The following is a 20624-nucleotide window of genomic DNA, read 5'->3' as shown; positions in this document are numbered from 1 at the left end:
AGCACCACGATCGGTAAGCCAAACCGGCGCACGAGGTCCTCCTCGACAGTTCGTGCGGCGGCGGGTGCAACATGATGGAAACGTTTGCAGCGTACGCCGTGACAGAGGTCTGGACCAGAGGGAGTTCAGCCCCAGGAGTTCAGGCCAGCGGTCGGCCCGTCTCGCGGACGGTCCACCGGCCGGGTCCGCCGGTCAGCTGGGTGACGGTCAGCGGCGCGATGTCCACCCGCCAGAACGCGGACGCCGGTGCCCCTAGCGCCGCTAGGACCGCTGCCCTTGCTACGGCCGGCGAGGTGACCACGCCCAGCCGGCCGACGTCGGCCTGGCGGTCCAGCCACGCGGCCACCCGCTTGAGCACGGCGCTGACCGGTTCGCCGCCGTGCGGGGCGGCGTCCGGATCGGTCATCCACGCCATCAGTTCGTGCTGGTCGACCTCCGCCAATGACCGTCCCCGCCACGAGCCGTGGTCGAGGTCGGCCAGGGCGTCGTCGACCACGGCGTCCCAGCCGAGGGCCTCGGCGGTCTGCGCGCAGCGCAGCTCCGGCCCGCGGCCGAGACCGTCCGGTCTGGACGGTCCGGCCAGCGGCGCCAACGGCCGCGACAACGGCTCGTCGGCGGGAAAGCGTGCCTGCTTCACGGCGTCGGTGGCGCCGTGGCAGACGAGGAAGATCCGGTTCACATCGCCAGCTGCTGCGCCGGTTTCGGCGCCAGCAGCCGCTCGGCCAGCGGCGCGAACACCAGGCCCAGGGTCGCCCACAGGATCGCCTGCGCGGCGATCGAGTAGAAGCGGAAGTCCCACAGCACGTCGGCCGGGAATCCGGGGTAGACGATCTGGCCGGCCGGGTTCTTCAGCGGCAGCGGTGTCTCGGTCGCCTGCGGGCCGTAGTCGCGAACATTCGCGGCCAGCTCACCCAGCGACGGCAGCAGCGCCATCGCAACGCCGATCACCACTACGAAAGCTAGCGTCGCTAGCAACGTGGCGTTCCAGTTGCCGAACCGCTTGGCCAGGCGCTTGCCCAGCACCACCGCGCCGATCAGGAACGCCACCGAGCACACCATCATCAGCACGTACAGCGCACCGCGCGGCGCGATCGTCTCCTGGTGGCCGATCGACGGCGGGTTGGCCGGGTACTTGATGAACGGCACCAGGTAGATGCCCAGGAAGCCGCCGCCGGCGACCAGCATCGACAACGTGCGCGGCCGCAGATTGCCGACCCGTCCCAGGCACACCGCGTACGCCACGGCGAACAGCGCGCCCATCGCGACGCCGAACAGCACCATGCCGACGCCGATACCGACGTTGGCCTGGATCGCCCGGCTGAAGATCTCCGGGCCCTCGTCGCCCGCGGGCAGGCCGGCGGCCTTGTCCAGGGCCGCCTGCGCCTGGTCGCGGCCGCTCTCGTAGTCGATCGCGGCCTGGATCTGCGGCTCCGCGAAGATCCGCGCGAAGACGAACGCCAGCAGTCCGGCGAGGGCGCCGACCAGCACGCCCCGCAGGATGATTCGCTTCTCCATGTTCGGTTGTCCCGCCCAGGTGATCAGTGGCAGGGGAAACCGAGGAAGTGCCGCGCGTCGTGCACGAACTCGTGGATGTACATGTTGTCGCCGAAGACCGAGGTCGCGCCCTGGTCGATGCCGATGAAGTAGTACAGGGCCAGGGCGAACAGCACGGTGCCGCCCAGCCACAGCATCGCCTTGGGCAGCGGCAGGACGACCGGCGTCGCAACGGCGGTGGTCGCGGGAATCGTGCTCAACGGAGCCTCCTTCGGGGATCGTGCGTCCCGTTCGTCAGTGGGGCAGGCGATGGGGTGGTGTCTGGCTCGCCCACGTCCGCGAGGACCCGGGCACACAGTGGCGCGACCGCGCCGGAATCTCACCGGCTTACGCACACCATCACTCAGCGCGGCACATTACGGACACCCGTCGGGGCACGTCAATCGGCCGAGCAGGCACTATGAAGTCAGTGTGAGGCAGCCGTCACAACGTTGCGCAGCAGCAGCGCCGTCGTCACCGGCCCGACACCTCCCGGCACGGGCGTGATCGCCTCCGCGATCGGCTCCACCGCCGCAGTGTCCACGTCGCCGACGAGGCCGCCGTCCGTGGTGGGGTTCGTGCCGACGTCGATCACCACCGCGCCCGGGCGGATGTGCGCCGCGCCGAGCACGTGCGCGCTGCCGACGCAGGCGACGACCACGTCCGCACGGCTCGTCTGCACCGCCAGGTCCTTGGTCCGGGAGTGGCACACCGTCACCGTGGCGTTCTCCGCGAGCAGCAGCAGCGCCGCCGGCTTGCCGACCACCGCGCTGCGGCCGACAACCACAACGTCCGCGCCGGCCAGCGTCGTGCCGTGGGCGTGCAGCAGCTCCACCACCGCCTGCGCCGTCGCCGGCGCGAACGCCGGCAGGCCCACCGCCAGCCGGCCGAGGCTGCTCGGGTTCGCGCCGTCCACGTCCTTGGCCGGGTCGATGTGCACGGCTATGTCGTCGCGGACGACGCCCGGCGGCAGCGGCGCCTGGCACATCACGCCGTGCACCGTCGGGTCCGCGGACAGCTCCGCCAGGCACGGTCCCAACAGCTCGCGCTCCTCGACCACCCGCACGGCGACGCCGATCTTCTCGCCGGTGCGCACGATCGAGCGCACGTACCAGGCCGTCGCCTCGTCGTCGGTGGGGACGACGATCGCCAGCGTCGGCGTGGTGCCGGCGGCCAGCAGCCGGGCCGCGTCCTCGGCGACCCGGGCACGGATGGTGGCGGCCACCGCGCGGCCGTCGATGAGGGTCATGCCAGCTCCTCGATGAACTTCTCGGCCACGGCGATCCGGTCGCCGATACTGGCCAGTTCCGCTTCCAGTCGGGCTCGGGCGACTACGTCGGTCATCGCCGCCCGGTTCACCTCGACGTTGACCGCCGCCGCCTGCATCGCCGCCCGTGCCGACACCGCGGCCACCGCCACGTCCGACAGCACGTTCACGTTGGCCCCCGCCCGGATCCGCATCGCCAGCTCCAGGATCTCCCCGGCCAGCGTCGCCGTCCGCACCGGCACCGCCGCCGCTCCCACCAGCGCCTGCTGGATCGCCGCGGTCCGCGCCGCCTTCTCCTCGTCGGTGCCCTTCGGCAGCCGATAGGCCTCCGTCACCCCCGTGAACGCCTTCGCGTCGGCGTCCGCCAACTCCACCGCTTCCCGCCGCCGGTCCCCGGCCTCGGTCAGGACCGCCCGCATCGTCGCCTCGTGCTCGGCGTATTTCGGTCGTCCCACTGTCAGCTCGCACACCATCGACACCAGCCCCGCCGCCATCGCCGCGTGCATCGCCGCCACCGCCCCACCCCCAGGAGCCGGCGCCCCCGAGGCCAACGAGTCCAGCCAGTCCCCCAAGCTCTGCTCCCGCATGGATCAAGCCTAGGACCAGCAGCACTTTCCGCGGCCCCCAACGCCACGAACGCGGACTTGGTAGCCCCACCCGCCACCAACGCGCCCCCAGTAGCCCCCACGCACCAAACTTCCACGGCACTTCCACGGCTGGTCTTCCGCCCCCACCCCCGGAGAGCGCTCGGCCCCGCCGATGCTTGGCCCGGTTGGCAGATTTTTCGAGCGCCGCCACCCGACGCGCCCCACCAGGAAGCCGATGCGGCGCTCGAAAAATCTGGCAAGGGCCAGGCATCGGCTTGGAAGGGGCCGAGCCGCCCCGCCGAAGGCGGGGCAAAACAAAGAGGAGCGCCGCAGCCCTGGGGGTCGACTGCGGCGCTCCGCCGTGAGTTTCCAACTGCTGAGGTCGGGGGGATCACGGGCCCGCCCCAAGGATAGCGTGTTTCCGGGGGCAGGGAAGCCCTCGGTCCCCACTTTCTGCAATTTGCTGTCGGCGTAGGGTTGACCACGATGCGTATCACTGCCTTCCGGGCCCTGATGGCCGAGGAGTTCGGGCGGGTCCGGTCCGAGACGATCGCCCGCGACCACGTGTTTTCCGACCTGGACGGGTTGACCGTCGACCAGGCGCTGGAGGCCGGCGTGCCGACGAGGACGATCTGGCGGGTGGTGTGCGAGGCGTTCGACGTGCCGGTCGAGCGGCGCTGAGAAGTGCGGACGGCGTGTCGGTTTTCCCTCGAACAGGTGTTCGGCTAGCCTGGGGATCCGCGGGTCGCCGAAATTGTCAGACCCTCCCCGTAGCGTCCTCGGTGACGACAACCGGCGGCGGCCCTGGGCGAGTGGGCCAGCCAGACAGACAGAGGTGAACTTCCCATGGCACCAGCAGCACCGGACAAGGACAAGGCGCTCGAACTGGCCCTGGCCCAGATCGACAAGAACTTCGGCAAGGGCTCGGTGATGCGCCTGGGCCAGGAGGGCCGGGCGCCCATCGAGGTGATCCCGACCGGCTCCATCGCGCTCGACGTGGCGCTGGGCATCGGCGGCCTGCCGCGCGGCCGGGTGATCGAGGTCTACGGCCCGGAGTCCTCCGGTAAGACGACGGTGGCGCTGCACGCGGTGGCCAACGCGCAGCGCAACGGCGGCATCGCGGCGTTCATCGACGCCGAGCACGCGCTGGACCCGGACTACGCGAAGGCGCTGGGCGTGGACACCGACGGCCTGCTGGTGTCCCAGCCGGACACCGGCGAGCAGGCGCTGGAGATCGCGGACATGCTGGTCCGCTCGGGCGCGCTGGACATCCTGGTGATCGACTCGGTGGCCGCGCTGGTGCCGCGGGCCGAGATCGAGGGCGAGATGGGCGACAACCACGTGGGTCTCCAGGCCCGGTTGATGAGCCAGGCGCTGCGCAAGATGACCAGCGCGCTGAACAACTCGAACACCACCGCGATCTTCATCAACCAGCTGCGCGAGAAGATCGGCGTCATGTTCGGCTCGCCGGAGACCACGACCGGTGGCAAGGCGCTGAAGTTCTACGCCTCGGTGCGCCTGGACGTGCGCCGGATCGAGACGCTCAAGGACAGCGGCGACGCGGTCGGCAACCGGACCCGGGTCAAGGTCGTGAAGAACAAGGTGGCCCCGCCGTTCAAGCAGGCCGAGTTCGACATCCTGTACGGCCACGGCATCAGCCGCGAGGGCTCGCTCATCGACATGGGTGTGGAGCAGGGCATCCTGCGCAAGTCCGGCGCCTGGTACACCTACGACGGCGACCAGCTGGGCCAGGGCAAGGAGAACGCCCGCAAGTTCCTGCTGGAGAACCCGGACGTCGCCAACGACATCGAGAAGAAGATCAAGGAGAAGCTGGGCATCGGCGCCAAGCTGGACGCCGAGGACGCGCCGGCGCCGGTCGACTTCTGACGGTCGTGGAGCGGGAAGAGGCATCGTCGGGTGAGACCCCGGCGGTGCGGGACGCGCCGGAGGTGCGTCGGGCGCAGGATCTGTGTGTGCGGCTGCTGAGCGTGCGGGCCCGGTCCCGCACCGAGCTGCGGCAGGCCATGGCGCGCAAGGAGATCGAGGAGGAGGTGGCCGAGCTGGTGCTCGGCCGCCTGGACCGGGCGGGCCTGATCGACGACGAGGCGTTCGCCCACGAGTGGGTGGCGTCCCGGCACGGTCACAAGGGCCTGTCCCGGCGGGCGCTCGTGAACGAGTTGCGCCGCAAGGGTGTCGACGATTCGGTGGCCGCCCAGGCGGCCGCCGCCGTCGGCGAGGACAGCGAGCTGGAGCGGGCGCGCGAGCTGGTGCGCCGGAAGCTGCCGTCCGTGGCCAGGGTCGACGACACCACCAAGCTGCGCCGCCTGGTCGGCGTGCTCGCCCGCAAGGGCTACGCCGAGGGCATGGCGATCCGCGTGGTGCGCGAAGAACTCGCCAGCGCAGGATCCGGCCTCCCCGATGAGGACTGCTGACCGGGCCGAATTCCGTGTGGCCGGGCGGTGCACGCCTGACCGAGTCCCGGGGGACCGGTGTGGCGGGGCCGCCGACGTTGTGTGGCCGGCGATCTCAGTCAGGTGCGGCCCGGTGTACTCGCCCCTAACCGGGGCCGTGGTGGGTCAGCGGTGCCAGTTGAACTCGTGCATGGCCTGGTGACGCCCGCCGCGCATCATGGTCATGGTCTCGGTGTCCTGGAGCATCTGGTCCACCGTCACGCCGAAGAACCGCGCCTGGGCCTCGATCTCCTCGCCCTCCTCGGGCGGCACGAAGCGGTTGAAGCGGATGGTGTCGGGGTCATCGCTGCTCATGCTGTTCATCTACGCGGCGACGGCCCGATGTGCTCAGCGCCACCACGAATCGGTTCGCGGAAAGTCCCGGACTTCACTCGAAGGGATGAGAGAAACTGGGACTTATGTCCGAGTCACGCGAGGCCGCACGCCGAGAGCTGGCGCTGATCCGACGGGACGCGATGCAGCCATGGCGGTTGTGGCCGAGGCGAGTGGGCGAGGCCATCGCGGCGGCGGTTCGGGCGGTGGGGGAGTTCCTCAAGGACCTCGTCCTCGAAGCCGTTGGCGAGCTGTTTCTGGCGACGGTCTCGTTCGGACTGCTGGCGGTCGTCGTGACATTGGTGACGTGGGGCTGGGGACGCAGCCCGGCGGCGACGGTGGGGTTGCTGGCGGGGATCGCGGGCTTCCTGGCCTACGGCGGCTATGAGTTGTTCGGCCGCACCACGAGGAGGCGCGGACGGCTTGCGGCGACGGCGGCCGGGGCGACGGTGTTCACGGCTCTGTGGGCGACGTACCTGGCGACGTATTACGTAGGCTGAGCCGGTGACGAAGCTGCGGGCACGCCATGTGGTCTGGGACTGGAACGGAACGCTCCTGGACGACAATCACGCAGTGTTAGCGGCGGTCAACACGGTGTGCGCGATGTACGAGTCCGCGCCGGTGACGCTGGACGAGTGGCGCGCGGTGTTCAGCCGGCCCATCCTCGCCTGCTACGAGAAGGTGCTGAGCCGGGCGCTCACCGAGGCCGACTGGGACGTCATCGACCAGCAGTACCACCGGGCCTACCGGCTGGAACTGGAGACCTGCGGCCTGGCGGTCGGCGTGCCGGACCTGCTGCACGAGTGGCGGGCCGCGGGCCGCAGCCAGTCGCTGCTGTCGATGTGGTTCCACGACGAGCTGGTGCCGCTGGTCGGCAAGATGAGCCTGACCGGCCTGTTCGATCGAGTCGACGGCCTGCGTGGCTACAACATGGGCGGCTCGAAGGCGGAGCACCTGGTCGAGCACCTCGAGGCGCAGCGGCTGGACCCGGCCGACGTCGTCATGATCGGTGATGTCGTGGATGACGCCCTGGCGGCCAGGCAGGTCGGCGCGCAGTGCGTGCTGGTGACCACCGGCATGATGCCGCGGGACCGTCTGGAGACCGCGGGAGTGCCGGTCACCGACTCGATTCCGGAAGCCCTGGCACTGATCGACGCGTAGCGCGCCGCCACGACAGAGCCGTGGGCACGCCCACGGCTATGCCCCCGAGGCCGGCGATCCCGATGGTCAACGGTGTCCCGATCGCGTCGGCGAGCACGCCCGCGAGCAGAACGCCCACACCCTGCACGGTCACGAGACCGCTGACCACGATCCCCATCACCTGCGCCCGACCGGCGCTCGGCACCGCGCGGGCGAGCGAGGCGGTGTCCTGCGTCTGGTACGCCTGCGCCAACGCTCCCGAAACCGCTAGCGCCGCTAGCGAAACGAGCAGTCCGGGCTGGAGTGCGCACACGAGCAGCGGCAGCCCGGCTAGCACAGCTAGCAAGCCGAGCAGGCGTGGCCGCAGGTGCTCGGGAATCCACCGGGCCAGGGCGAAGGCGCCGATGACCGATCCGGCGGGATCGGCCGCCATCAGTAGGCCGACGCCGACCGTGCCGGTGCCGATCGCGGCGGCGTAGGGAGCGGCCAGACCCTCCGGGACGACGTAGAAGCCGGCGAGCCAACTCAGGATGGCCAGCGCCCGCACGGCCGGATCGCCGAACACCACGCGGAGACCCGCGAGCACCGAGCCGCCGGCCGACCGCTGGGCAGACACCGGCGATCCGGCCGGCAGCCGAGCAGATGGCGACGATGCACCGCCGGCCGACCGCGGGGCAGACGACGGCGATTCACCAGCCGAAGTCCACGCCGTCGGGGGCGACACCGCCGCGGGGTGGCGGACGCCGGAACCGACCAGCAGCGCGGACGCCAGGAACGTGCCGGCGTCGACGGCCAGCGCCCAATACGGCGTCAGCGCGGCGACCAGCACGCCGCCACACGCGAAGCCGGCGAGTTGGGCGCCCTGGATCGTCATGCCGCGCAGCGCCAGACCGGAGACGTAGAGCTCGCCGTCGAGAACGTCCGGGAGCAGGGCCTGTTGGGCGGCCCGGAACGGACCGCCCAACAGGGTCACGCCGATCAGCAGGACGTACAGCACGGGCAGCGGCATGCCGGGAATCGCGAGTGCGCCGACGAGCACTGCTCGGAGCAGGTCGCAGGCGACCATGACGGTCCGGCGCGCCACGCGGTCGGCGACCCAGCCGAGCAGGGCGCCGCCGACCAGGGTGGGCACGAAGGTCAGGGCGTAGGACAACGCGGTCAGCGCGGGCGATGACGTCCGCTGGTACACGAGCACGGCCAGCGCCACCCGGGCCAGCTGGTCGCCGGCCTGGGACAGCGCCTCGCCGGCCCACAGCCAGCGGAAGTCCGGCACCGCCAGCACCGCCCGGAACATCAGCCAACCGTAGCGGCTTCCGCCCGTCGCCGCGCCGCTTTGATCGCAACGCCGACCGCGACCATCAGCACGCAGGTCCCGACCGCGGTCTGCACCAGGAAACCGGTCAGCTGGCCGGCCTCCAGGTAACCGCCGAGGGCCAACGCCACCAGGGCGCACACCGCTCGGTCGATGATGGACTCGATGGACAACAGCGTTGCGCGGTAACGGGAATCGGTGATCGCGGCGTTCAACAGCGCCCGCTGGATCGGGAACGACAGCCCGCACGCCAGCGAGAACACGCACAACGCAACCACCGCGCCCACGACTCCGAGCAGCCCGGCCAACGCCAGCGTCACCGCCATCGCCACGGTCAGCAGGAACACCGACCGCACATCGCTCACCCGCCTACGCAACCAGTTGGGCCGGGCCGCGCCGAGCGCCTCGAACACGGTCATCAGCGCCATCACGACCCCGTACAGGACGACCGGGGTGTGCTTGCTGTCCAGGATCGGCTGGAACAGGTTGACCGAGCAGATCCGGGCCAGCGTGAAGATGGCCACGCCCTGGACCATGAGCAGCACCAACAGCCGGGACGACCGCAGCTGGTGGAAGGCACCGCGGAGCGCGACGGAGATGGGTGGCGGCGAGGGGCGGTCGGAAGGAGCGGCGATGGCGGAATCCAACTGCCTCGAAGAACGTCCCGGTATCGCCGGTAGGGCGACGGCGGCGACCACTGCGATGGCGGCGTTGACGGCGCTGAGCCAGTACGGCGACGGCATGTTCCACTGCATGAGCAGGCCCACGACCGGCCAGCACACGACCTTGCCGATGAGGCTGTACGAGCGGCCGTAGCCCTCGGCCTGGGGGTAGTCCGCGCCGGCGCCGGCGGCGTGCATGTACTCGTACAGGTAAGCGCTTGCTGCGCCGGAGACGAGGGAGCGGGCCAGGGCGATGAGGAGGAAGTGCACCAGGAAGCCGGTGTACGAGGCGAGCACCACGGGGGTGAGGTTGGCCGCGATGAGCACGACGCCGCCGGCCACCAGGCAGTGGCGGTAGTCGAAGCGGTCGGCGACCATGCCGGTGGGGATCTCGAGCAGGCAGAAGGCGATGTAGTAGATGCTCTGGATGCCGAAGATCTGGGTGTCGGACAGGCCGAGCTGGCGCTGGTACTCGTAGAACACGGGCAGCCAGAGCAGCAGGCCGAAGAAGAACTGGAAGGTGTAGCTGAGCCACACCGCCCGCCGCACGGCGCTCACGAGCTGTACGGCCGGAGCTGGACGACGGTGATCCGCCGCTGGTCGGCGATCCACTCGACGTCGACCGGCGAGTCGAAGGTGTAGTCGGGCGAGAAGTGGGCCTGGAGCAGGCGGCCGGCGATGGCGAGGCGCTGGAGTTGTTGGCGCGTCGAGACATCCAGGTCCTCGTCGGCGTCGCCGAGCGAGACGGTGCGGCCGTCGCCCTCGACGGTGCTGTAGAGGTACTGGATGGGCAGCTCGGAACCGGACACGACGTCGATCACCGACTTGGCCGAGACGTTGATGTACACGTTGCGGAAGTCGTTGCGGTTCAACGGGTTCGTCGTGACCATGACGCCGCCGACGGCGCCGTCGACCTGCTCCTGCACGATCACGCCCATGTAGCTGTCGTCGAGCGAGATGCCGGCCTGCTGGCGCAGCCGCACGCTGCGCGGCGACACCAGCGACGCCCAGACCTCCTTGATGGAGGCGAAGATCCGGTCGGCGGTGGTCACGTGGTTGATCGACTCGTAGATGCCGGCCGCGGAGAATCCGGCCAGGTCCTCGGCGTTGGACGAACTGCGCACGACGAAGGTGCGGACGCCGCCGAGCTCGGACACGAGAGCGGCGTCCACGGCGTCGCGCAGGTCGCCGGGGATCCGAGTGGCGCGGATGAGGCGTTGCAGCTCGAGGCAGAGCCGGTCGACGTCGGGAACATCCAGTTCCAGCGCCATCTTCAGCTTGCCGATGGCCTGCTGCACCCGAGGCGAGGACTCCAGGAAGCGCCGCTGCACGGAGAACGGCAGGGCGATTCCGCGCGGCACCTCGATGTTGTCCCGCAGCAGTCGGACGGCCGCGTCGCCGAGGTCGGCGTCGGACGGCACGTCGAGCAACTTTGCCAGGTACGGCAACAGGTTCTCCCGCGGCGGCCGGCGCACCTGGTAGAAGCCCAGCAGCCGGCCGGAACCGTTGGCGAGCACGTGGTGCAGCTCGCCCAGGTTGGCGGCCTTGGTGCCGTAGCGATGCCGGTCGTGCAGCCGGAGCCGGTCGAGGCCGGCGATCGGCGAGGTCTGGGATTCCGGCTCCTCCAACACGATTCGCTGCGCGTACCAGGCCGGCTTGCGGGTGACGTCAACGGGATCCTCGGTCGCGACCAGGGTGATCTCCTCGGCGGCGGGATCGACCTCGTAGCGGACCCATCGGCCGTTCAGCTGTTCGGCGTCGATGCGGTCGAAAACACCCAGTTGCACGGCATTCGGCACCTGCCAGCCCGACGCCAGCACATTGGTGTGCGACAACGGCGTGGTGTGGTGTGCATTCACGATTCCGGCCAGGCGTGGCACATCGTCGGGCACGCGGTGCATGACGATGATGTCGTACCACTCAAGGGAATCCGCCGCGGCGCGATAGTCGGCCTCGGTGTGGAACGCCCGCAGCCGGCCGTGCGCGGAGCCGGGATTCAACGGGACGAATCGTGCCGAGGAGAACAGCTCGTGCGCCCGGATCCGCGGCACCTCGGCGGCGGGAATCTCGGCCAGCAGCTGTTCCTGGCTGTGGTTGGCCGGTTTCAGCAGCACCGGCAGCGCCGGGTCGACCGCGGCCCGCACGGCCAGGTAGAAATACGCCAGCATCGGGCCGGACATGGTGTCCACCTCGACCGTCTCCAGCGAGAGCACGCGCCGGTCGTCGGTGGTGTGCAGGGCCAGGATGCCGAGATAGAAGCGCCGGTCATCGGCGTGGTAGACGCTGTGATTGAACGCGTCGATGCCGGACTCGAGTTCGGTCCTGCTGATGCCGAGGATCTCCGCGGCGATGTACTCGGCGTGGAAGGAGTACCGCGCGTCGTTGACGAAATGGATGTGCCCGCCGGGCCGGTCGACGACCACCTTCACGAACGGATAACCGCCCAGTCTGCCCGCTAACTGGGTGAAGGCGGTCATCGTCAGTTGGGCGTCGATCAGCGCGGGTGCGTCCACTTCGTCTCCCCAGATGTCGTCGAACGGCGAGCGAAACTACCATGGGGGACAAAAAGGATCCGCTCCGACAACAAGCGGAATGCTCGACTTTCGCCGGTAATCGACCCCTGGACACGAGAAACGGGGACCCCACCCGCCCGGGAGGTCCCCGTTTCCGCCAGCCACGCGCTAGTTCAGCTGCACGTGGAAGATCGCGTCCTTGCTGTTGTTCGGCGTGCTGTCCTTGTCACCGCTGGAATTGGTGAGCCACAGGCCGCCGTCCGGCGCCGGCTCCACGGTGCGCAGCCGGCCGTAGGTGCCGTCGAAGTAGGCCACCGGCTTGGTGGTGCTGTCGCCGGTGATCTGCATGCGGTACAGCCGCTGGCCGCGCAGCGCGGCCATGAACAGCACGTCGTGCACGATCGCCAGGCCGCTGGGCGAGGCGTTGGCCACCGGCCAGGTCTGGACCGGCTTGACGAACTTGGAGTTGCCGCAGCCGCTGCCCGAGGTGCCCTCGCACGACGGCCAGCCGTAGTCGCCGCCCTTCTGGATCAGGTTCAGCTCGTCCATGATCGAGTTGCCGAGCTCGGCCTCCCAGAGCCGGCCCTTCGAGTCGAAGGCCAGGCCCTCGACGTTGCGGTGGCCGTAGCTCCACACGTACTTGCCGGGGAACGGGTTGTCCGACGGGACGCTGCCGTCCGGGTTGAGCCGCAGGATCTTTCCGTTGAGGGAGTTGAGGTCCTGCGCGTTGTTGCCGTTCTCGCCGTCACCGACGCCGGCGTACAGCTTGCCGTCCGGGCCGAAGCGCAGCCGGCCACCGTTGTGGAACTGGTTGCGCAGAATCCCCTTCAGCAGCACCTGTTGGCTGCTCGCGTCGAGCTTTCCGTTCGTGTACTTGAACCTCGCGATGCGGTTGTCCGAGGCGGTGGTGAAGTACGCGTAGATCCAGCTGTCCGACGTGAAGGTGGGGGAGAGCTCCAGGCCGAGCAGGCCACCCTCGCCGTTCGTGCCGGAGACGCCGGGAACCGTGCCGGCGGTTGTCTTCGTGCCGGTCTTCGGGTCCAGGTGGATCAGGTTGTGCGTGTCGCGCTCGTTGAACAGGATCGTCCCGTCCGGCAGCGTCACCAGGCCCCACGGCACGTCCGAGTCGTCGGCGACCTTGGTGACCTGGCCGGGCGTGGTGCCGCTGCCGCCGCCCCCGCCGGAGGTCTTGCCGGTGACCGCGGCGCTCGGCTTCGACGCGTTGCCGGCCGCGTCGCGCGCGGTGACCGTGTACGTGTGCGAGGAGTTCGGCGCGAGGCCCTGCACGGTGAAGGAGTTCGTGGTGGCCAGGCCCACCTGCGAGGATCCCTCGAGCACGGTGTAGCCGGTGACGCCGACGTTGTCGGTGGACTTCGTCCACGTCAGGGAGATGGAGTTCGCCGTCACGCCTGCGACCTTGAGGCCGGTCGGCGCGGTCGGAGGCGTGTTGTCGCTGGACTTCTTGGTCGTCACCTGGACCGTGTTGCTGGCCTGGGAGACGCCGCCCTTGGTGTCGCGGGCATTGATGTAGAAGCCGTAGCTGGTGTTCTGGGTCAGGCCGGTGACGGTGGCCTTCAGCGTCTTGCCGTCGACCGACTTGGTCAGCTGGCCGTCGTGGTAGATGTCGTACGCGGCCAGGCCGACACTGCTGGTGGACGCGTTCCAGGCCAGGTCGACCGTGGTCTCGGTGATGTTGCTGGCCTTGAGGTTCGACGGCGGCGTCGGAACCGCTGCCGGGGCCTGCGTCGACGCCAGGGCCGGCTCGACGGCGGTCAGGGTGAGCCCGGCGGCGAGTGCCCCGGCCAACAGGGCGCCGGCCACGGCCAGCGACCGCCGTGTGCGTGGTGCCACGGATACCTCCCACTGGTTCGGTATCGCGGCGGCGGGTCACAAACGTTTTCATAAAGTTGCAGTCGGGTCAACCGCCGGTGTCGGGAGCGTACGAGTTGTCGTAAAACCCCGCCCGCCGAGCGATCCTCACCAGCGACGCACCCGATCGAACCCCCGCGAGTCGCGCCCACGGACAGGGCGAACGCACGAAAAAAGCAGAACTGAGCCCGGAGGCTCAGTTCTGCCCGACACCTACATTCGGTCTGTCTGAGAGCGCGACTCGCGGGGGTTAGCGGAGGCGGGAGGCGGCGGTGGCCAACTGCTCGATGCGCTGCCAGTCACCGGCGGCCAAGACGTCCTTGGGGGTGAGCCAGGAGCCGCCGACGCAGCCGACGTTGGGCAGCGCCAGGTACTTCGGGGCGCTCTCCACGGTGATGCCGCCGGTGGGGCAGAAGCGAAGCCCCGGCAACGGGCCGTGGACGGACTTCAGGTACGCCGCCCCGCCGGCGGCCTCGGCCGGGAAGAACTTCAGCACGGTGCATCCCCGCTCGGCGGCCCACATCGCCTCGGACACGGTGCTGACGCCGGGCAGGAACGGCAGCCCGGTGGCGGCGACGGCGTCCAGCACCGCGTCCGTCGAGCCGGGGGTGACGATGAAGCGCGAGCCGGCGTCCAAAGCCTGCTTGGCGTGCTCGGGCGCGGTGACGGTGCCGGCGCCGACCACCAGGTCCGGCACGGCGGCGGCGATCCGCTCGATCGACGCCAGCGCGGCGGGCGTCCGCAGCGTCACCTCGATGACCCGGATGCCGCCGCGCAGCAGCGCCTCGGCGACCGGCACGGCCTGCGCCACGTCGTCCAGCACGACGACGGGCATCACGGGGGACAGTTCCAGCAGGTCTGCCGGCGTAGTCATGATCCTCACTTCCAGGCGGTCACGGGGGCGGTGAACTTCTCCGGCGTCAGCGTGCTGCCGAACACGCTGGCGCCCTCGTCGGCGGGACCGATCGCGCGGCGCAGCGCCCCGAAGAGCTCGCGCCCGGTGCCCATCCACTCCAACTCGTGCGGCGGCCCGTCCACCAGCCGCCGCCCCATCAGCTCGGCGTCGTCGACGAACACCTCGATGCTGCCACGCTGGGCGTCCAGCCGAATGACGTCTCCGTCACGCACCCGCGCCAGCGGCCCGCCGGTCGCGGCCTCCGGCGTCAGCTGGATCGCGGCGGGGATCTTGCCGGACGCGCCGGACATGCGGCCGTCGGTGACGAGCGCGACGCGGTGCCCCCGGTCCATCAGCACGCCCAGCGCGGCGGTGAGCTTGTGCAGCTCGGGCATGCCGTTGGCCTGCGGCCCCTGGTTGCGGACCACCACCACCACGTCCCGGTCCAGCTCGCCGGCCTTGAACGCCGCGCTGAACCCCTCCTGCGTGGTGAACACCCGCGCCGGCGCCTGCACGACGCGGTGCTCGGCAGCCACCGCCGACACCTTGATCACGGCCCGGCCCAGGTTGCCGGACAGCATGCGCAGGCCGCCGTCGGCGGAGAACGGGTCGGTGGCCGGCCGCAGCACGGCGGGATCCAGCGACTCGCGGGCGCCGTCCCGCCACACCACGCGGTCGCCGTCGAGGAACGGCTCCTGCCGGTAGCGGTCCAGACCCGGCCCGGCGACGGTGTTCACGTCCGGGTGCAGCAGGCCGGCGTCGAGCAGCTCGCCGACGAGGAACGGCACCCCGCCGGCCGCCTGGAAGTGGTTGATGTCGGCGCTGCCGTTCGGGTACACGCGGGCCATCAGCGGCACCACCGCCGACAGCTCGGCGAAGTCGTCCCACCCGAGCTGGATGCCGGCGGCGGCGGCGATCGCCGGCAGGTGCAGCGTCAGGTTGGTGGACCCGCCGGTCGCCAGCAGCGCCACCACGCCGTTCACCACGGCCTTGACGTCCACCATCTCGGCCAGCGACGTCGACCGGGCCAGCCCGACGACCCGCCGCCCGGCCTCCTCGGTCAGTGCCTTGCGCAGCGGCGTGTTCGGCGGCACGAAGGACGCGCCGGGCAGGTGCAGGCCCATCACCTCGACGACCATCTGGTTGGAGTTGGCCGTGCCGTAGAACGTGCAGGTGCCGGGGCCGTGGTAGGACGCCGACTCGGCCTCCAGCAGCTCCTCGCGGGTGGCCTTGCCCTCGGCGTAGAGCTGCCGGATCCGGGCCTTCTCCTTGTTGGGCAGGCCCGACGACATCGGCCCGGCCGGCACCAGCACGGCCGGCAGGTGGCCGAAGGCCAGCGCGCCGATCAGCAGCCCGGGCACGATCTTGTCGCAGACGCCCAGCAGCAGCGAGGCGTCGAACATCTCGTGCGAGAGCGCGATGCCGGTGGCCATCGCGATCACCTCGCGGCTGAACAGCGACAGCTCCATGCCGGGCTGGCCCTGGGTGATGCCGTCGCACATGGCCGGCACGCCGCCGGCGAACTGGGCGACGCCGCCGGCCTCGCGCACCGAGTCCTTCAGCCACGCCGGGTACTCGTGCAGCGGCTGGTGCGCCGACAGCAGGTCGTTGTACGAGGAGATGATCGCGACGCCGGGCTTGGTCAGCTGCTTGACCGCCAGGCGGTCCTCGCCGAAGCAGGCGGCGAAGCCGTGCGCGAGGTTGCTGCACGCCATGCCGGCGCGTGCCGGCCGCTCGCTCGCGGCGGCGCGCATCCGCTGTACGTAGTCGGCGCGGGTGTGCGCACTTCGTTCCTCGATCCGCGCGGTGACCTGGGCAACCACGGGGTGAATCGCCATAGCCGGTGACTCCTGTCCTGCTCACGGGCCGCCTCTGCGGCCCGGCTGGACGACGGCACTGGCGTCGCTTCACGGGCAACGTGACGGGACCCACACTAAGACATGTCACCCGAGGGAATCAAAACCGATTCAGTGAAACGCCTAGTCACCGTGATCTCCACCACTTCTCTAGTCGTTTGCTGGTCCCTGTCCATCGTGCTCCGCAGGTCCGAACATGTGGCGCCGACGCTGGAAGAACTGGCGTGCAGACGCGATTGCCAAGATCGCTTGTGGCACTTGTCACAGGCTTGTGGTTCAGGCAGAGTGCATTGCGAGGGCGCGATGTGGCGCCGAACACGTTGACGCCTGATCAAGTCTTGGGAGGTGCCGAAATGTCGACTTCGGAGATCGCGAACCTGCGGCGTGCCATCGGACAGCTTCGGCAGTGCATCACCGCGTTGGAGACCCAGTACGGGGACGCGACGGTGGTGAAGCGGCTGGTCAACGACCTGGAGCGGCTGGACATCGACGCCGAGGACCTCGGCTCGTCCCGCCCCGCGCCGGCCCCGCGGGCCGCGGCGCCGGTGGAAGTCGTTGTGGTCCCCGACACACCCTACGATCCGGCCCTGTGGCATGGTGCTGACGACGAGGGGGTCGGCGGCTACCAGGCCCACCGCGGATAACCACGCGGGCGTGCCCGACCCACAACTTCATCGCAAAGAGGCGAAGAGGTCTTCATGACGGCTGGCACCACTGCCCCGGGTCGGGCACAGATATCCGCGCGCACACTGCGTACCGACCGGTGGTGGGTCCAGCCCGCCGTCACGGTCGCGGTGCTGGTCGCGTTCATCATCTACGCGACCATCCGGGCATTCCAGAACGCCGACTACTACTCGGCCCCCTACATCTCGCCGTTCTACTCGCCGTGCCTGGCCACGAACTGTGTGCCGGGCTCGAGCGAGGTCGCCGTCTTCGGCGGCTGGTGGGCGCTGTCCCCGGCGCTGATCATCCTGATCTTCCCGCTCGGCTTCCGGCTGACCTGCTACTACTACCGCAAGGCCTACTACCGCGGCTTCTGGTCCTCGCCGCCGGCCTGCGCGGTCGCCGAACCGCACGGCAAGTACACCGGTGAGCGCCGCTTCCCGCTGGTGCTCAACAACATCCACCGGTACTTCTTCTACATCGGGCTGATCTTCAACGTCATCCTGACCTACGACGCCGTGATCGCCTTCCGCGACTCCACCGGCGCGTGGGGCCACATGGGCCTGGGCACCCTGGTGCTGCTGGCCAACGCGACCCTGCTGTGGCTGTACTCCGCGTCCTGCCACTCCTGCCGGCACGTGATGGGCGGGCGGCTGACGCACTTCTCGAAGCACCCGGTGCGGTACAAGGCGTGGACGCTGGTGTCCAAGCTCAACACCCGGCACATGTTCTTCGCCTGGGCCTCGCTGATCGGGGTCGCGCTCGCCGACCTCTACGTCGCGCTCGTCGCCGGCGGAACCATCACCGACCTCCGGTTCTTCTGAGCCCGACAACGGCAGTAGTGGAGCTTTCATCATGACCGAGTTGGAACGCCACGACTACGACGTCGTGGTCATCGGCGCGGGCGGCGCGGGCCTGCGCGCCGCGATCGAGGCCCGGCAACAGGGCAAGCGCGTCGCCGTGGTGTGCAAGTCGCTGTTCGGCAAGGCGCACACCGTGATGGCCGAGGGCGGCATCGCCGCCTCCATGGGCAACGTCAACAGCGACGACAACTGGCAGGTGCACTTCCGCGACACCATGCGCGGCGGCAAGTTCCTGAACAACTGGCGGATGGCCGAACTGCACGCCAAGGAGGCCCCGGACCGGGTCTGGGAGCTGGAGACCTACGGCGCGCTGTTCGACCGCACCAAGGACGGCAAGATCAGCCAGCGCAACTTCGGCGGGCACGAGTACCCGCGGCTGGCGCACGTCGGCGACCGCACCGGCCTGGAACTGATCCGCAGCCTCCAGCAGAAGATCGTGTCGTTGCAGCAGGAGGACAAGCGCGAGACCGGCGACTACGAGTCCCGGCTCAAGGTGTTCGCCGAGTGCACGGTGACCGAGCTGCTGCGCGACGGCGACCGGATCGCCGGCGCGTTCGGCTACTGGCGCGAGAGCGGCCGGTTCGTGCTGTTCGGCGCGCCCGCGGTGGTGCTGGCCACCGGCGGCATCGGCAAGTCGTTCAAGGTGACGTCGAACTCCTGGGAGTACACGGGCGACGGCCACGCGCTCGCCCTGCGCGCGGGGGCGTCCCTGATCAACATGGAGTTCGTCCAGTTCCACCCGACCGGCATGGTGTGGCCGCCCAGCGTCAAGGGCATCCTGGTCACCGAGTCGGTCCGCGGCGACGGCGGCGTGCTGCGCAACAGCGACGGCAAGCGCTTCATGTTCGACTACATCCCGGACGTCTTCAAGGACAAGTACGCCGACAACGAGGACGAGGCCGACCGCTGGTACACCGACCAGGGCAACAACCGGCGCCCGCCGGAGCTGCTGCCCCGGGACGAGGTCGCCCGCGCGATCAACTCCGAGGTCAAGGCGGGGCGGGGATCGCCCCACGGCGGCGTGTTCCTGGACGTGTCGTCCCGGCTGCCGGCCGAGGAGATCATCCGGCGGCTGCCGTCGATGCACCACCAGTTCAAGGAGCTGGCCGACGTCGACATCACCAAGGAGCCGATGGAGGTCGGGCCGACCTGCCACTACGTGATGGGCGGCGTCGAGGTCGAGCCGGACACCGCGGCCTCCAGCGTGGCCGGCCTGTTCGCCTGCGGCGAGGTGGCCGGCGGCATGCACGGCTCCAACCGGCTCGGCGGCAACTCGCTGTCCGACCTGCTGGTGTTCGGCCGGCGGGCCGGCACGGGCGCGTCGGAGTACGTGGACGGGCTCGGTGACAAGAAGCCGGTCATCGCGGAGTCCGATGTGGACGCCGCGTCCCGGCGGGCGGTGGCCGAGTTCGACGGCGGCGAGGCCGGCGCGCAGGAGAACCCGTACACCGTGCACACCCAGCTCCAGCAGACGATGAACGACCTGGTCGGCATCATCCGCCGCGGCGGCGAGGTGGAGCAGGCGCTGGTGGCGCTGGAGGAGCTCAAGCAGCGGGCCCGCAACATCGTGGTCGAGGGCCACCGGCAGTTCAACCCGGGCTGGCACCTGGCGCTGGACCTGCGCAACATGCTGCTGGTCAGCGAGTGCGTGGCCAAGGCGGCGCTGCTGCGCACCGAGAGCCGCGGCGGCCACACCCGCGAGGACCACCCGGCGATGGACGCCGACTGGCGCAAGCAGCTGCTGGTCTGCGTGCTCAACGCCGCCGGCGACGGCGTCGACGTCACGTCCAAGGACCAGATTCCGCTGCGGCCCGACCTGATGGGCCTGTTCGAGTACACGGAGCTGGCGAAGTACTTCACCCCCGGCGAGCTCGCCGATGTCCCCGCGAAGGAGAGCTGACATGGGGTACAAGGCGAAGTTCAAGGTGTGGCGCGGCGACGCCGAGGGCGGCGACCTCCAGGACTTCACCGTGGAGGTGAACGAGGGCGAGGTCGTGCTGGACGTGATCCACCGGCTCCAGGCCACCCAGGCGCCGGACATGGCCGTGCGGTGGAACTGCAAGGCCGGCAAGTGCGGCTCCTGCTCGGCGGAGATCAACGGCCGGCCGCGGCTGATGTGCATGACCCGGATGTCGGTGTTCAGCGAGGACGAGACCGTCACGGTGACGCCGATGCGGACGTTCCCGGTCATCCGCGACCTGGTCACCGACGTCTCGTACAACTACGAGAAGGCCCGCGAGGTGCCGGCGTTCGCGCCGCCGGAGGGCGTGGCGCCGGGCGAGTACCGCATGGAGCAGGTGGACGTCGAGCGCTCGCAGGAGTTCCGCAAGTGCATCGAGTGCTTCCTGTGCCAGAACACCTGCCACGTCGTCCGTGACCACGAGGACAACAAGACCAACTTCTCCGGGCCGCGCTTCCTGATGCGCATCGCCGAACTGGACATGCACCCGCTCGACGCGCACGAGAACCGCGCGCAGGAGGCCAAGACCGATCACGGCCTGGGCTTCTGCAACATCACCAAGTGCTGCACCGAGGTGTGCCCGGAGCACATCAAGATCACCGACAACGCGCTGATCCCCATGAAGGAACGGGTCGCCGACCACTACTACGACCCGATTCTCCGGTTGTTCAAGCGCACCAACAAATAGGTTGCTGTGCCCTCTCGGCGCGTTCCGCGCCGG

21 protein-coding genes are annotated in these 20624 nt (G+C 69.8%); 9 read left to right on the top strand and 12 right to left on the bottom strand.

Annotated elements, in window-relative coordinates; translation table 11 throughout:
• Nucleotides 1-139 precede the first annotated feature (139 nt).
• The 5 genes from BCF44_RS09385 to BCF44_RS09365 all read right to left on the bottom strand — a co-directional run bounded on the left by BCF44_RS09385 (nt 140) and on the right by BCF44_RS09365 (nt 3387).
• Nucleotides 140-679 (bottom strand): histidine phosphatase family protein, encoded by a 540-nt coding sequence (locus BCF44_RS09385; RefSeq protein WP_116173802.1) that lies wholly within the window; start codon nt 677-679, stop codon nt 140-142.
• Complete coding sequence (locus tag BCF44_RS09380) at nt 676-1515, bottom strand: CbtA family protein (RefSeq protein ID WP_116173801.1); 840 nt, start codon at nt 1513-1515, stop codon at nt 676-678. The genes BCF44_RS09385 and BCF44_RS09380 overlap by 4 nt, the downstream gene beginning before the upstream one ends.
• A 23-nt stretch (nt 1516-1538) precedes the next feature.
• Nucleotides 1539-1754, bottom strand: a complete 216-nt coding sequence (locus BCF44_RS09375; protein WP_116173800.1) for a CbtB domain-containing protein — start codon at nt 1752-1754, stop codon at nt 1539-1541.
• Between the two features lie 206 nt (nt 1755-1960).
• Entirely contained in the window at nt 1961-2782 is an 822-nt protein-coding gene (locus BCF44_RS09370; protein ID WP_116173799.1) for a bifunctional 5,10-methylenetetrahydrofolate dehydrogenase/5,10-methenyltetrahydrofolate cyclohydrolase, read from the bottom strand.
• A complete protein-coding gene (locus BCF44_RS09365; protein WP_116173798.1) occupies nt 2779-3387 on the bottom strand; it encodes a cyclodeaminase/cyclohydrolase family protein in 609 nt (202 codons plus the stop codon). Before BCF44_RS09365 ends, BCF44_RS09370 begins: the two co-directional genes overlap by 4 nt.
• A 486-nt stretch (nt 3388-3873) precedes the next feature.
• On the opposite strand from BCF44_RS09365, the gene BCF44_RS09360 reads away from it, so the two are divergent.
• The 3 genes from BCF44_RS09360 (at nt 3874) to BCF44_RS09350 (ending at nt 5819) form a co-directional block, all read left to right on the top strand.
• Complete coding sequence (locus BCF44_RS09360; RefSeq protein WP_116173797.1) at nt 3874-4068, top strand: DUF3046 domain-containing protein; 195 nt, start codon at nt 3874-3876, stop codon at nt 4066-4068.
• A 165-nt stretch (nt 4069-4233) separates the two neighbouring features.
• Nucleotides 4234-5274, top strand: a complete 1041-nt coding sequence (gene recA, locus BCF44_RS09355) for a recombinase RecA (protein WP_116173796.1) — start codon at nt 4234-4236, stop codon at nt 5272-5274.
• 80 nt (nt 5275-5354) lie between these two features.
• Nucleotides 5355-5819 (top strand): regulatory protein RecX, encoded by a 465-nt coding sequence (locus BCF44_RS09350; RefSeq protein WP_379798228.1) that lies wholly within the window; start codon nt 5355-5357, stop codon nt 5817-5819.
• Between the two features lie 144 nt (nt 5820-5963).
• On the opposite strand, the gene BCF44_RS09345 is transcribed toward BCF44_RS09350, so the two are convergent.
• Entirely contained in the window at nt 5964-6152 is a 189-nt protein-coding gene (locus BCF44_RS09345) for a hypothetical protein (protein WP_147328444.1), read from the bottom strand.
• Between the two features lie 104 nt (nt 6153-6256).
• Here BCF44_RS09345 and BCF44_RS09340 point away from each other — a divergent pair, with 104 nt between their 5' ends.
• Together BCF44_RS09340 and BCF44_RS09335 are read left to right on the top strand one after the other, a co-directional pair.
• Complete coding sequence (locus tag BCF44_RS09340) at nt 6257-6670, top strand: hypothetical protein (RefSeq protein ID WP_116173794.1); 414 nt, start codon at nt 6257-6259, stop codon at nt 6668-6670.
• A gap of 4 nt (nt 6671-6674) precedes the next feature.
• Nucleotides 6675-7331: an HAD family hydrolase gene (locus BCF44_RS09335; RefSeq protein ID WP_116173793.1), complete on the top strand. Its 657-nt coding sequence runs from the start codon at nt 6675-6677 to the stop codon at nt 7329-7331.
• Here the strand turns inward: BCF44_RS09335 and BCF44_RS09330 are convergent.
• From BCF44_RS09330 to edd, 6 genes are all read right to left on the bottom strand, one after another.
• Nucleotides 7288-8604 (bottom strand): MFS transporter, encoded by a 1317-nt coding sequence (locus tag BCF44_RS09330; protein WP_116173792.1) that lies wholly within the window; start codon nt 8602-8604, stop codon nt 7288-7290. The genes BCF44_RS09335 and BCF44_RS09330 overlap by 44 nt on opposite strands.
• Nucleotides 8604-9842 (bottom strand): MFS transporter, encoded by a 1239-nt coding sequence (locus tag BCF44_RS09325; RefSeq protein WP_116173791.1) that lies wholly within the window; start codon nt 9840-9842, stop codon nt 8604-8606. The genes BCF44_RS09330 and BCF44_RS09325 overlap by 1 nt, the downstream gene beginning before the upstream one ends.
• Nucleotides 9839-11797 carry a PEP/pyruvate-binding domain-containing protein gene (locus tag BCF44_RS09320; protein WP_246014910.1) on the bottom strand — a complete coding sequence of 653 codons (1959 nt, stop codon included), beginning with the start codon at nt 11795-11797 and terminating at the stop codon, nt 9839-9841. Before BCF44_RS09320 ends, BCF44_RS09325 begins: the two co-directional genes overlap by 4 nt.
• 168 nt (nt 11798-11965) lie before the next feature.
• Nucleotides 11966-13648, bottom strand: coding sequence for a PQQ-dependent sugar dehydrogenase (locus BCF44_RS09315; protein WP_116173790.1), 1683 nt, complete (start codon nt 13646-13648; stop codon nt 11966-11968).
• Nucleotides 13649-13916: 268 nt separating this feature from the next.
• Nucleotides 13917-14540 (bottom strand): bifunctional 4-hydroxy-2-oxoglutarate aldolase/2-dehydro-3-deoxy-phosphogluconate aldolase, encoded by a 624-nt coding sequence (gene eda, locus BCF44_RS09310; RefSeq protein ID WP_116173789.1) that lies wholly within the window; start codon nt 14538-14540, stop codon nt 13917-13919.
• Nucleotides 14541-14545: 5 nt separating this feature from the next.
• Nucleotides 14546-16399 (bottom strand): phosphogluconate dehydratase, encoded by a 1854-nt coding sequence (gene edd / locus BCF44_RS09305; RefSeq protein WP_170217434.1) that lies wholly within the window; start codon nt 16397-16399, stop codon nt 14546-14548.
• A 371-nt stretch (nt 16400-16770) separates the two neighbouring features.
• Here edd and BCF44_RS09300 point away from each other — a divergent pair, with 371 nt between their 5' ends.
• The 4 genes from BCF44_RS09300 to BCF44_RS09285 are packed head-to-tail and all read left to right on the top strand — an operon-like array spanning nt 16771 to nt 20591.
• Nucleotides 16771-17061: a hypothetical protein gene (locus BCF44_RS09300; RefSeq protein WP_116173788.1), complete on the top strand. Its 291-nt coding sequence runs from the start codon at nt 16771-16773 to the stop codon at nt 17059-17061.
• A 54-nt stretch (nt 17062-17115) separates the two neighbouring features.
• A complete protein-coding gene (locus BCF44_RS09295) occupies nt 17116-17904 on the top strand; it encodes a hypothetical protein (protein ID WP_116173787.1) in 789 nt (262 codons plus the stop codon).
• A 31-nt stretch (nt 17905-17935) separates the two neighbouring features.
• A complete protein-coding gene (locus BCF44_RS09290; protein ID WP_116173786.1) occupies nt 17936-19843 on the top strand; it encodes a fumarate reductase/succinate dehydrogenase flavoprotein subunit in 1908 nt (635 codons plus the stop codon).
• 1 nt (nt 19844) lies between these two features.
• Nucleotides 19845-20591, top strand: a complete 747-nt coding sequence (locus BCF44_RS09285; protein ID WP_116173785.1) for a succinate dehydrogenase/fumarate reductase iron-sulfur subunit — start codon at nt 19845-19847, stop codon at nt 20589-20591.
• Nucleotides 20592-20624: the final 33 nt, after the last annotated feature.

It is taken from the genome of Kutzneria buriramensis (assembly GCF_003387475.1).
GTDB classification, from domain to species: Bacteria; Actinomycetota; Actinomycetes; order Mycobacteriales; family Pseudonocardiaceae; genus Kutzneria; species Kutzneria buriramensis.
This window is presented reverse-complemented; position numbering and strand designations above follow the sequence as displayed.

Bases quoted from the DNA above. Each gene is read 5' to 3' on its own strand.
- BCF44_RS09295 (WP_116173787.1), top strand. From the start codon at position 17,116: ATGACGGCTGGCACCACTGCCCCGGGTCGGGCACAGATATCCGCGCGC.
- BCF44_RS09380 (WP_116173801.1), bottom strand. From the start codon at position 1,515: ATGGAGAAGCGAATCATCCTGCGGGGCGTGCTGGTCGGCGCCCTCGCC.
- BCF44_RS09345 (WP_147328444.1), bottom strand. From the start codon at position 6,152: ATGAGCAGCGATGACCCCGACACCATCCGCTTCAACCGCTTCGTGCCG.
- eda (WP_116173789.1), bottom strand. From the start codon at position 14,540: ATGACTACGCCGGCAGACCTGCTGGAACTGTCCCCCGTGATGCCCGTC.
- BCF44_RS09330 (WP_116173792.1), bottom strand. From the start codon at position 8,604: ATGTTCCGGGCGGTGCTGGCGGTGCCGGACTTCCGCTGGCTGTGGGCC.
- BCF44_RS09340 (WP_116173794.1), top strand. From the start codon at position 6,257: ATGTCCGAGTCACGCGAGGCCGCACGCCGAGAGCTGGCGCTGATCCGA.
- BCF44_RS09360 (WP_116173797.1), top strand. From the start codon at position 3,874: ATGCGTATCACTGCCTTCCGGGCCCTGATGGCCGAGGAGTTCGGGCGG.
- BCF44_RS09300 (WP_116173788.1), top strand. From the start codon at position 16,771: ATGTCGACTTCGGAGATCGCGAACCTGCGGCGTGCCATCGGACAGCTT.
- recA (WP_116173796.1), top strand. From the start codon at position 4,234: ATGGCACCAGCAGCACCGGACAAGGACAAGGCGCTCGAACTGGCCCTG.
- edd (WP_170217434.1), bottom strand. From the start codon at position 16,399: ATGGCGATTCACCCCGTGGTTGCCCAGGTCACCGCGCGGATCGAGGAA.
- BCF44_RS09290 (WP_116173786.1), top strand. From the start codon at position 17,936: ATGACCGAGTTGGAACGCCACGACTACGACGTCGTGGTCATCGGCGCG.
- BCF44_RS09285 (WP_116173785.1), top strand. From the start codon at position 19,845: ATGGGGTACAAGGCGAAGTTCAAGGTGTGGCGCGGCGACGCCGAGGGC.
- BCF44_RS09370 (WP_116173799.1), bottom strand. From the start codon at position 2,782: ATGACCCTCATCGACGGCCGCGCGGTGGCCGCCACCATCCGTGCCCGG.
- BCF44_RS09365 (WP_116173798.1), bottom strand. From the start codon at position 3,387: ATGCGGGAGCAGAGCTTGGGGGACTGGCTGGACTCGTTGGCCTCGGGG.